Origin of the sequence: Gluconacetobacter takamatsuzukensis (genome assembly GCF_014174275.1) — a bacterium.
Lineage (GTDB): Bacteria > Pseudomonadota > Alphaproteobacteria > Acetobacterales > Acetobacteraceae > Gluconacetobacter > Gluconacetobacter takamatsuzukensis.
This window is the reverse complement of record NZ_JABEQK010000004.1, coordinates 78,462-90,635: the sequence shown is the minus strand read 5'-3', so window position 1 is coordinate 90,635 and position 12,174 is coordinate 78,462. Positions and strand designations below refer to the sequence as shown.

Annotated in this window: 7 protein-coding genes; all 7 read right to left on the bottom strand. The window is 67.6% G+C overall.

The window, feature by feature from the left end:
- Positions 1–80 precede the first annotated feature (80 nt).
- The 7 genes from HLH27_RS06695 to HLH27_RS06665 all read right to left on the bottom strand — a co-directional run bounded on the left by HLH27_RS06695 (position 81) and on the right by HLH27_RS06665 (position 12,155).
- A complete protein-coding gene (locus tag HLH27_RS06695; protein ID WP_408870806.1) occupies positions 81–938 on the bottom strand; it encodes a L,D-transpeptidase in 858 nt (285 codons plus the stop codon).
- Positions 939–1,210: 272 nt separating this feature from the next.
- Complete coding sequence (locus tag HLH27_RS06690) at positions 1,211–3,628, bottom strand: ABC transporter permease (RefSeq protein ID WP_182948932.1); 2,418 nt, start codon at positions 3,626–3,628, stop codon at positions 1,211–1,213.
- Positions 3,629–3,654: 26 nt separating this feature from the next.
- The gene (locus tag HLH27_RS06685) at positions 3,655–5,052 is read right to left on the bottom strand and encodes a TolC family outer membrane protein (protein WP_182948930.1); all 1,398 of its coding nucleotides are present in this window, start codon (positions 5,050–5,052) and stop codon (positions 3,655–3,657) included.
- Between the two features lie 5 nt (positions 5,053–5,057).
- Positions 5,058–7,526 (bottom strand): ABC transporter permease, encoded by a 2,469-nt coding sequence (locus HLH27_RS06680; protein ID WP_182948928.1) that lies wholly within the window; start codon positions 7,524–7,526, stop codon positions 5,058–5,060.
- 103 nt (positions 7,527–7,629) lie between these two features.
- Entirely contained in the window at positions 7,630–10,101 is a 2,472-nt protein-coding gene (locus tag HLH27_RS06675) for an ABC transporter permease (RefSeq protein WP_182948926.1), read from the bottom strand.
- Between the two features lie 12 nt (positions 10,102–10,113).
- Positions 10,114–10,797 (bottom strand): ABC transporter ATP-binding protein, encoded by a 684-nt coding sequence (locus tag HLH27_RS06670; RefSeq protein ID WP_182948924.1) that lies wholly within the window; start codon positions 10,795–10,797, stop codon positions 10,114–10,116.
- 35 nt (positions 10,798–10,832) lie between these two features.
- On the bottom strand, positions 10,833–12,155 hold the full coding sequence (locus HLH27_RS06665) for an efflux RND transporter periplasmic adaptor subunit (RefSeq protein WP_246375577.1): 1,323 nt from the start codon (positions 12,153–12,155) through the stop codon (positions 10,833–10,835).
- Between the last annotated feature and the right edge of the window lie 19 nt (positions 12,156–12,174).

The window sequence follows — 12,174 nt, the reverse complement described above, 5'->3', positions numbered from 1 at the left end:
CGTTCCCCGCACGATAACGCGGACGAAATCATCCGTCGTTACGCCCCCGCCCCTGTCACCAAACATTCAAGGGCAGGCCCTCAGGTCATCCCCTCGCCAAGCGAGGAATCCACCACCACCATCGCATCCCCCGCAATCGGCGAAGGCATCCGATCCTTCGGCAGCAAGGCACGGAACCGGCCGTCATAGCTCGCCGCCCGCTCATACTGCGCATCCAGCAGCCCATGACGGTCCATGAACCGGTTCAGCGCCGCCGGAATGCGCACACACCCTTCCGATGCCGGGCGGCCCAGCCGCGCTTCCAGAAAATCGGGATCGGTGGCATGGATTTCCAGCCGGATCTGCCCCTGCTCGCGGTCGGGCCGCCACCCTTTCACGGCCCATTGCCAGCCCATGTCCCACACCCGCATGCCGCGCGCGCCCAGGCCGCGAATACCATGCTCGTTGCGCGTCCCCTCGGCACGATAGCCCAGCCGGTCGGGCGAGTTGATGAACACGCCAGTCGGCGTCACATAATAATATTTGCGCCCCGCCTGCCCCGTCGAAACCCGCGTCCCACCCAGCACCAGCCAGTCATCGTCGTCCGGCAGCGCCAGCACGAAGCACACGCGCTGCACGCGGGGATTCCGATCGACCACCATCAGCACCTGCGCACGATCGATCGTGACATGGGCACGGGCCAGTTGCGCGCGCGCCAGCGCAATCCAGCGCGCCGCGTCCCCGGGCGATACCCGCTGAAAGTGCGGAACCTCCCGCCGCAGATCCACCAGCAGGCGCTGCGCCTCCGCCCTGGCGGCATCGTCATCGAGCGCCGGCAACGGCGGAATATCAATGGCAGGATTGGCCGAATCGGAAGGCGCCCCCATCGGCCCCGGCGAAGGCATAGGGCCCGGCACCGGCACGGCCGGAGGCACCCCCGTCTCGGGAAACAGAGGCATCGGATCGGCCAAGGCGGCCCCGGTCGTGAACAGAAGAAAAAGGACCGCCCAAAAACCGGCCCCCGGAACCACCGCCGGAAAAACTGTCCGCATGCATCCCTCTCCGCCGCGAGCCACCGGGAACCGTCCATTCCCGCCACCCCCGATCTTGACGCCCGGAACACCCCGACGTTCCCCGCCCGCAGGCCGGAGAATGGCGGATCGGTCCCCGTGCCGCTCAGCCCAAGCGGATCATATCATGCCCCCTCTCCATTTCCGACATGCACAACCCCCTACCCAGCCCTCAGCGACACCGCGGGCGGATAGGACGCCGCCTTGGCCGACTGCCCCAGCACGGTCAGCAGCGCGATCAGCGCCGCCCCGCCGGCCGCGATCACGAACGGCCACGGCGTCAGCGTGATCCGCTGGTCGAACCCCGCCAGCCACCGGCTCATGAACACCCAGGCAACCGGCCACGCGATCAGGTTCGCCACCAGCACGGGCCGCAGAAACTGCCCGGCCAGCAGGGTCAGGATCTGCCGCCGATCCGCCCCCAGCACCTTGCGAACCCCGATCTCGTGCCGGCGGCGCGATACGTTGAACGACGACAGGCCGAACAGCCCCAGGCACGCAATGCCGATGGCAACGCCCGAGCCGATGCCGAACAGCGCGCCATAATTCCAGTCGCTGCGAAAATCGGCGGCGAAAATGTCCGAAACCCCCTGGGCCGAGAACGGAACATCCGGCGCAATCTCCCCCCATGCCGACCGCAGCCGCGCCATCTCCTCGGTCTGCGACGCGCCGTCATAGCGGACGATCGCCGCAACATCGACGATCGGGCGCAACCGGCCGAAATACAGCAACGGGCGCATCGCTTCGTGAACATCGCCAAACCGGATGTCCTCGATGACTCCGATGATGTGATAATGAAATTGCGGCGCGCCATCCTCCCGCAATTCCTGCCCCACCGCCGCCTGCGGCGAGGCGAAGCCGAACCGCTCCGCCGTCAGGCGCGAGATGACGATGTTGCCGTCGGTCGTGTCGCTGTCGGCACCGACCTGGTAATCATTGCCCTGATGCTCGTCGAACAGACGGCCCGCGATCAGCTTCGCCCCCACCGCCGCGAAATAACCCGGCGTCGCGCCGCCCCAGCGGACGGAGATCGGGCTATCGCTGCCCGGACGGCTGAAATTGTCCGAATCGATCGTATGATGCGGATACATGTCGGACCGCGTGGCAATCCGCACGCCCGGCACCTCGGCCAGCCGGCGCACGATCTCCGCCTGCCGCTCCTTCAGGCTGGAATCGGCCAGCGCATCGATGACGATGACCCCCTCCTGGTCGACCCCACGATCCAGCACCCGGACAAACGCCGCCTGGTCGGTCATGACCAGGGTGCAGACCGCCAGCACGATGGCAAACCCGAATTGCAGCACCACAAGCGTGCTGCGCAGCGCACTCTCGATCCGCCCGCCCGCCGGCATCCGGCTGGCCGCCAGCACGGCGGCGGGACGGAACGACGACAGGACCAGCGCGGGATAAATCCCGGCCACGATCCCCACCACCAGCACGATCGACGCCGACACCGGCAGCACGAAGCCCCAGTCGAAGGCGACGCTCCATCCCCCCAGCATGTTGACCCAGCGCAGCGAGAGTTCCGTCAGCGCCAGCCCGACCAGCACCGCGACCCCGACCAGCATGGTGGCCTCGCCCATGAAGCGCACGATCAGCATCCGCCGCGTCGCGCCCAGCACCTTGCGCATCGCGACCTCACGCGCCCGCAACCCCGATCGCGCGGTCGCCAGGTTGACGTAATTCACCACCGCGGTCGCCAGCGCCGCCACCCCAACCAGCCCCAGGATATCGATCAGCCGCCGGCTGGCACCCCCCTCGCCGATCGCCGCGTCATGGAAATGCACCGCGCGCAACGGCACCAGCGTCAACCCGCCATCGCCATAGACGAAACGGATCAGGCTCTCTTTCCAGGTCGCGGGATGGCGATACGGATATCCGCGCAATCCGGCGGCAATGCGCGGCACCGCCCCGGCATCGTCGATCCGCAGCCACACATAGCCCCACTGGCTACCCCAGTTGCGAAACGGCCATTCTTTCAGCAGCGCACTGGGAAAAACCATGACGATCCTGAAATCGCTGGTCGCATTCGGCGGCGGGTCGGCCATGATCGCGGAAACGACTGCATCCTCGCCGCTATTGTCGATCCGCAGCCGGCGGCCGATCGCATGGACGGTGCCGAAATATTTCCGCGCCATCGTGGCCGACAGCATCACCTTGCCCGGCCCGTTCAGCGCCGTCGCCCGGTCCCCCTCCAGCAGGGGCAGGTCGAAGACCGACAGGAAATTCCCGTCCGTCATCGTCACCGTGTCCCGTCCCAGCACCGCCACCGCCCGTACCGGCACCGACTTCGGAAAAACCCGCACCGCCTGCGTGATCTCGGGAAAATCCTGCTCCATGAAAGGAACCGGCACGAAACTGATGGAAGATCCCTGATACGCCGCGCGCCCGGCCGGACGAAAATCGTCGTCGACCTGATAGATATGCGACGCACCGGGCACGTAGCTGTCATACCCGTACTCATATCGCACGATCAGCATCATGGTCAGGAATACGGCAACCCCCAGCCCCAGCCCCAGCAGGTTGATGGCGCCATAGAGTCCATGCCGGGGCAGGCTTCTGAATCCGGATGCAAACATCACCTATTCTCCCTTCCGCGCCACGCCTACCACCCCGCCCGGTCCAGGGCCGCAACCGGCGTCTGAAGCGGCTCCCATCCCCTGGTCCGCGCACGATGCAACGCCGCGTCGCTGTCATAGCGCTGGAGCCCCGGCAGCAGGTCGCGGGCCTGCAACCGCCCGATCGAGGCCAGCAGCTTCGCCTCCGCGACGATCGTGTCATGCCGGCTGTTCGCCAGGTCCACCTGTGCGGCCCGCAGATTCTGGTCGGCGTACAGCACGTCGGTCGTGCTGCGCAGCCCATAGCCATATTCGACCTGATAGCCCTTCAGCGTCGTCTCGCCCGACTGCACTTCGGCCCGGCTGGCCTCGATTGCCTGCTGGCCGTTTTCCACCGCCCGCCAGTTCGTCACCACATCCTGCAACGCGGCGCGGCGCGCCTGCTCCAGGTTCTGCCGCGCCTGCTCGTCCTTGTCCCGTGCCTGCCGGATCTGCGAATTATACAGGTCGCCATTATAAAGTGGCTGGACCAGCGATACGGTGCCGCCGATTTCCTCGGCATATTCATGCCCCCGGAACGGCGCCGCCGGCCCGACGGTGCCGAACAGCCCCTGCGCCTGGATCTGCGGCCCCCATTGCGACCGGGCGGTATCGATATCCGCCTCGGTCGCCGATTTCACGTCGCGCATCTCCGCCAGTTGCGGATTGGCGGCAATGGCCTGCCTGACGGCCAGTTCGATCGACGGCGGCAGGCCGGGCAACCCCTCCGGCATGGTCAGCTGCGCCGGCTCGATACCGATGACGGCGCGAAAATTCGCCTCCGACGCCGCCAGCGTCGCCCGCACCTGCGCCAGCGCCACCTCCGCCGAACGCCGTCGCGTCTCGGACTGCTCGACATCGGTGCGCGTCACCTGCTCGCCCGGCGCACCGCCCAGATTGTAGCGCGAGGTAATCACCCGCACCTGCCGGGTCAGCATCTCCAGGTCGGCCTTGCGCACATCCAGCACATACCGGTCGCGCAGCACGTCCATGTAGGCACTGATCGCACTGGTAAAGACCTGCGATTCCGTCAGGCGCAGCGTCTGCCCCTCGGCCCGCGACCGCGCATCCGCCGCCCGCACCTGGTTGGCGACATGGCCGAAGGAATAAAGCGTCTGCTTGGCCGAGACATATCCTTCCGCATAATTCGACGTGAAGGTACCCAGCGCGAAGGCGCTGGTATAGGGCCCCTGCTGGTAGTTCGCATCCATGTTGACCGACACGGTCGGCCGCCACCCGCTGCGCGCCTGCGCCGAATTCTCGGTCACGGCCCGCTGGTTCGCCTGCTCGCCCAGCAGCGTCGGATTGCCGCGATAGGCCATCGCGAGCGATTCCTGAAGCGTCTGGGCAGCGGCGGGCGACGCAATGGCAACCCCAAGGACAAGCGTCGCTGAAAGAACACGCATGGCGATCACTCCGCCCGCAAGGCCCGCGCCGGCTCGGCGCGCGCCAGATGAAATGTCTGTCCGAGGACGGTGAGAATGGCGATGGCAAAGGCCCCGGCCACCGCGATCAGGAAATGCGCAGGCGTCAGCGCAATGCGTTCGTCGAACCCCGCCAGCCAGCGCCGCATCACGACCCAAGCGACGGGGCAGGCCAGCAGGCACGCCACCATCACGGGCCGCAGGAAATCCCCCAGCAGCAGCGCCACGATCTGCCGCCCGGTCGCCCCAAGCGTCTTGCGGATGCCGATCTCATGCACCCGCCGCGCGGCGGCAAAGGCCGCAAGCCCGTACAGCCCCATGCAGGCAATCAGCAGCGCCGCCGCGGCACCCAGCGTAAAGATCCGCCCCCGCCGCTCGTCGCCGCTGTAATAGGCCGCCATCCGTGCATCGACGGACGAAAAATCGCTGGCGACATCCGGAAGAATGCCCGCCCAGGCCCGATTCAGCCGCCGCGCCATCTCGGCCTCGGCAACCCCCTGGAACCGGATGGCGGGAATGGGCTCGCTGAAGGGCCGCTGCGCAAGCGTGTCGAAGAGGATGATCTCCGGATAGATGGCCTGCCGGGGCGATTCGAAGCGCACATCGTCGATCACGCCGATGATCCGGGTCGTCCACCCGCCGCTCCGGATGATCTTGCCGATCGCCTGGTCCGGCGAGGCAAAGCCGAACCGCGACACGGCCCCTGCATTGACCACGACGTTGGCCATGCGGGTCCGCATGTCGTCGCGCGACGGCACGTCGTCCTGCCCGCGGGCAATATCGAACCAGCGCCCGGCCAGCAGGCGCGGCCGATAGACCTCGAAATAGCCGGCACCCACCGTATCCTGCAGCAGATAGACGTTTACCGGCCCGGCCGGCCCGTCATAACTGTATGTCCCAAGGTTCTTCGTGCCGGGGCGCGGTGCCAGTTCGCCGAAACCGGCCGTCACCACGCCCGGCACGGCCCGCAGCGCATCCAGCATCCGGCGCTGCGCGGCAAGGTCGCTGCCCGGCATCGCGGACCCAATCAGCAACCCGTCGCGCACATAGCCGGGGTCGGCCGTGCGCATGAAATCCGTCTGGTGGTTGATCACCAGCATGCAGATGACGATCGTGATCGCGATGCCGAACTGCCCCGTCACCAGCCCGTCGCGCAGCCGCGCCGCCCCCCGCCCGCCCGACGGCATCCGGGCGGCCGCCAGCACGGCGGCCGGTCGATAGCCCGACAGGACAAGGGCAGGATAGACCCCGCTGGCAAGCCCGCAGACCAGCACGATCAGCGGCAGGACCACGCCGACCAGCCCGTAGCGCACCACAAGCTCCTCCCCCGTCAGGCTCGCGACCTCGGGCACCAGAATCTCGCACAGCGCCAGGCCCAGCACACCGGCAATGGCGGCGACCAGGAGCGCCTCCCCCATGAACTGCCCGAACAGCACCCGCCGCGAGGCACCCAGCGTCTTGCGGATCGCCACCTCGCGGGCCCGCAGCCCGGCCCGCGCCGTGGCCAGGTTGACCGCATTGGCACAGGCCAGCGCCAGGGCCAGCAGCCCCATCAGCCCGATACTGTTGATCACGGTGCGATCCACCCCGTCCTCGGCATACAGGACATGGAAATCACGAAACCGCGCCTCATCGAGCTTCGCCAGAGACAGCCCGTAGACCTTCTCGGGATGCACGCCGAACGCCGTATGATCGCCCTCCGCTCCCGCCGCATGCCGGATGACGAAATCGCGCAGCCGCGCGTTCACCGCATCGATATCCCCCCGCCTGCGAAACTTCAGATAGATCCTGCCGCAATCGCTCGCCCAGCTCCGGAAGCAGAACCGGGTCGTCACGTCCTCCGAGGAAAACGGCGCCAGCATCTCGATGTCGGAAAGAAAGTCGGGGGTCATCCGGCGCGCCAGCACGCCGGTGACGGTATGCGTCACCGTCACCCCGGCGCGGTTGATCGGCACCGTCCGCCCCATCGCCTCGGTCGTCCCGAACAGCCGGATCGCGGCCCGCTCCGACAGCACCAGCCCATCCGGCCGCGCCAGCGCCTGGTCCGGCACCCCATGCAGCAGCTTCAGCCCGAAGACGCCGAAGAAGCCAGGATCGGTCAGGCCGGAGGCAAACGAGGTGAAAACCCCTTCCCGCTCCGTCTGCAAATCGGTGTCCTCGAAGCGGATCCCCGCTTCGATCTCGGGAAAATCCTCGCGCAGGAACGGCATGGCGCGGAACGTACTGCCCGCGACCTCGCCCGGCGGCGTGCCGGGCATCGTCCAGTGGGTATCCACCCGCGCCAGCCGGTCCACATCGGGCAACGCGGCGTTGAAACTGTATTCGTACCGCACCAGCAGGGTCAGCGTCAGGAACACGCCGATCCCCAGCGCAAGCCCGAACACATTCAGCCCGACATAGAGCGGATGCCGCCGCACCTGGCGCAGGACAGTTTGCAGGATGGTCGCAAACATCATGATGCTCCTCAGGCTGCGTCGGGGCGACAGGCCACGCTCCCCGCCGGGGCGGGACGCAGGACCAGGATGGAAATCGATGCCGTCATGGTCTTCACGGACTCTCTCACTGGGCCCGCAACGCCCGCGCGGGCTCGGCGCGCGCGACACGGATCGTCTGCCCCAGCACCGTCAGCGTCGCGATCAGGAACGCCCCGCCGACGGCAATCAGGAAATGCAGCGGGCTCAGCGGCACGCGCTGGTCGAAGCCCGACAGCCACGACCGCATCAGCACCCACGCCACCGGGCACGCCAGCACGCAGGCCAACGCCACCGGCCGCAGGAAATCGCGCAGCAGCAGGCCGGCGATCTGCCCCCCCGACGCGCCCAGCGTCTTGCGGATACCGATCTCATGCACCCGCCGGATCGCCGAGAACGCGGCCAGGCTGTACAGCCCCATGCAGGCGATCAGCAGCGACACCACCGCGCCGAGGGTAAAGATATGGCCCCGCCGCTCGTCCCCGGTGAAATAATCCTCCATCCTCTCGTCGGCGGGCTGGAACGAACTGGCCAGTTCCGGCCGCACCGTGGCCCAGGCCCGGTCCAGCCGCTCGGCCATCACCGCCCGCGTCACGCCCGCGAAGCGCACGGCCGGAACGGGGTCGACAAACGGCACCCGCGCCAGCGTGTCGAAATAGATGATCTCCGGCGACACCGGGTCGCGCGGCGACACGAAGCGCATGTCGTCCACCACGCCGATAATCCGCGCCTTCAGCCCGTCATTCGTAAGGACCTGGCCGATCGCCAGCCCGGGCGAGGCAAACCCCAGCGTCGCCGCCGCCTTGGCATTGACCACGGCATTGAAACTGCCGGTGCCGTTCCGCAGGTTGTCGGCATCCGGCCCCTCGTCCTGCCCTCGCATGGGGTCGAACCAGCGCCCCGCCAGCAGGCGCGGACGATAGACCTCGAAATAACCCGGCCCCACGCGGTCGAACAGCATCTGGATCTCGACCGGCCCGTTCGGCCCGGCATATTTATAGCCCGAGCGCGACATGGAATGCGGGTTCGGCTCCAATATCCCGAACGCAATCGCCGTGACCCCGGGCACCGACCGCAGCGCGTCCAGCATCCTGCGCTCCAGCGCAGGGTCGTTGCCGCGCAGCGGCTGGCCGACCAGCAGCCCGGACTTGACATAGCCCCGGTCCGCATCGCGCATGAACGCGGTCTGCCGGTCGATCACCAGCGTGCAGATGACGATGGCAACCGCAATCGCGAACTGCCCGGCGACCAGGCTGTTGCGCAACCGCGCCGCCCCCCGCCCGCCGGAAGGCATGCGCGCCGCCGCCAGCACGGCCGCCGGCCGATAGCCCGACAGGATGGTGGCCGGATGAAACCCGCTGGCCAGCCCCGCCAGCACGATCACCACCGGCAGCACGGCCAGCACGAACCCGTACGAAACGGTCACGGCCTCGCCCGTCAGGCTCGCGATCTCTGGCGTCAGGATCTCGCAGAACACCAGGCCCACAATCCCCGCGACACTGGTGACGAACAGCGCCTCGCCCATGAACTGGACAAACAGCAGCCGCCGCGTGGCCCCCAGCGTCTTGCGCACCGCAACCTCCCGCGCCCGCAGCCCGGCACGCGCGGTCGCCAGGTTGATCGTATTGGCGCAGGCCAGCACCAGGGCCAGGAACCCGATCAGCCCGATCGCATCGACGACATTGCGATCCACGCCGTCATCCGTGTTCTCGACGCCCACATCGTAGAAATTCGTCTGCCGCAGCGGCACCAGCCGCAATTCGTAGATCTTCTCCGGATGCGGCCCGATGGCAGCCGGATCGCTCTCGGCCCCCGACGCATGGCGAATGACGAAATCGCGCAACCGCGCGCGCACGGCATCGATATCCTCCGGCTTTCTCAGGCGCAGGATCACCGGGTCGCATGACGAGCCCCAATACAGGAAGCACGGCCGCGTCCGGGCTTCCTCGGCCGGAATGGGCACCACCATCTCGGCGTTCGCCAGCAGGTTCGGCCCGCGTACGGGCGTCATGATTCCGGTCACGACATGGACCGATCGCGTCCCCAACCGGTTGAGTTCGATGCGCCGCCCCAGCACGTCGAGCGTGCCGAACGCCTTCAGCGCCGCCTTTTCGGACAGGACCAGCCCATCCGGCCGCGCCAGCGCCTCCCCCGCCACCCCGCGCGACAGGCCGATCCCGAAGACGCGAAAGAAGGACGCATCGGTTTCGATGCCGTCGAATTTCGTGAACTTCCCGTCCTGTTCGGTCCGGAACGTCGTCCCCACCAGGTGCAGCGCATCCTCGATTTCCGGAAAATCCTGAAGCAGGAACGGGATGGCATGATAGGTCGCATCCCCTTCTTCCATCGGCGCGACACCGGGCAGGGTCCAGCGTTCGTCCAGCCGCACCAGCCGCTCGACACCCGGCAGCCCGGCGTTGAAGCTGTATTCGTGGCGCACCAGCAACGCCAGGCTCAGAAACACGCCGATCCCCAGCGCCAGGCCCAGCAGATCGAGCCCGACATAGACCGGGTGCCGCCGCGCTTGCCGCGCGGCCCCTCGCAGGATGGTGCTCAGCATCGGGGCCGGTCCTCAGATGGCGTTGCGGACGGAAATCACGACCTGCCCGTCCAGCATGTCCACCCGGCGCTTCGCCAGGTCGGCATGGCTGGGCGAATGGGTCACCATCACGATGGTCGCCCCCTCGTCGTTCAGGCGCTGGAGAATATCCATCACCTGCGCGCCGTTTTCGGTATCGAGGTTCCCGGTCGGCTCGTCGGCCAGGATCAGGCGCGGCTCGCCGACAATGGCGCGCGCGATCGCCGCGCGCTGCTGCTGCCCGCCCGAAAGCTGCGAGGGATAATGCCGCGCCCGATGCGCAATCCCCACATGGTCCATGGCATGCGCCACCCGCCGGCGCCGTTCGGCCTTGGGCATCCGGCGATAGATCAGGGCCAGCTCGATATTCTCCTCGATCGTCAGCTCGTCGATCAGGTTGAAACTCTGGAAGACATAGCCAAGGTTTTCCCGGCGAAACGCCGCCAGCGCCGCCTCCCCCAGCTCGGTCAGCTCCTGTCCCCCGAAGGAATAGGAACCCGATGTCGGCCGGTCGATGGTGCCGAGAATATTCAGCAGCGTGGATTTGCCGCAGCCCGAAGGGCCCATGATGGCGACGAATTCACCCGCTTCGATGCCGAGTTCGATATCGAGCAACGCGGTCGTCTCCACCTCGTCGGAGCGATAGAGGCGCTGGATGTGGGAAAGGGCGATCAGCATGTCCGGTGCATTCCGTTCGTTCGGTGGAAGTACGTTCAGTGAATCGAGAGATGATTGAAATTCTTGTAGGAATTGTATGACGAGACGACGACGCGATCCCCCGCGTGCAGTCCGCCCGTAATCTCCACCTGCTCGGGGTTGCGCCGGCCTGATGTAATCGCCGCCCGGTCGGCGCCATGCCCGTCCGGCGTCACGACAAAGGCCGCCGACCCGCCGCCGGCTTCCAGCCACGCGCCGTTGGGCAGCACCAGCGCCGGATGCGTCTCGCCCAGCGTAATGCGCACATCCACGCTCTCGCCCCGGCGCAGCCCGGCGGGCATCGCCCCGTCAAAGGTCAGCTCGGCGCGAAACTGGCCGTTCGTCACCTGCGGGTGCACGCGCGCCACCGTCATCGCGACCTTCGCGTCCCCCATCTCGGCATCCGCCCGCTGCCCGACCGAAACCCGGCCGAGATAGAATTCGTCGATATCGGCATCCAGCCGATACTGGCCCTCGCTGTCGATCTGCCCGATCCGGTCCCCCGCCTTCAGCGACTGCCCGGGCTGGAGGTCGAAATTCGTCAGCCGCCCCGCCACCGGCGCCCGCAGCACCAGCGCGTTCAGGCTGTCCTCCACCACTTCCAGGTTGCTGCGCAGCCGCTGTGCCTCGCGGTCGATCTCGTCGCTCTGCCGGGCCGCCACCGCCAGGTCCTGCCCCCGCGCCGCATCCAGCCGCGCCACGCGAGCGGCATCGTATTCGGCCTCGTCGCGATAGCTTTGCAGGTTGGCGTCGGACTCGAACCCCTGCGCGTGCAGCTGTTCGTGAATCTCCAGCTCCCGCCGCGCCTTCAACAGATTGTAGCGCGCCTCGCCAAGCTGGCTTTCCTCGCCGGTGCGCGTCTGCTGCAACGCCAGCCGCTGCGCGCTGACCGCGCCCAGCTGGCTGGCGATCTGCGCCTCGCGGGATGTCACGTCGAGCTGCAACTGCGGGTTGGTCAGCCGCGCGAGAATATCGTCCCGGGCCACCAGCGCGCCGTCGCGCGCCACCACCTCCGACACCTCGCCGCCCTGCACCGCGCCCACATAGGTCACATGCAGCGGCGCCACGCTGGCGCGAACGGGAAGATAATCCAGAAACGGCGCCGAACGGACGGTCTCGATCGTCAGCTGGTCGCCGCGCACCGACAGCGTCCCCGATGCCGGCACGATCCGCCACACCACCACGCTGGCCACCAGCACGGCCACCGCGGCCCCCCAGCGTACCGCGCGGCGCATCAGCACATGGTGGCGCGGGCGACGCACCGCCCGGTCCATCCGGCCACCGGGCAGCGGACGGGTCGGCGACGGCACGGCGTCGGGGGGTGAAATCGGTCGGTCCATGCTCTGTTTCCCTCGTTCG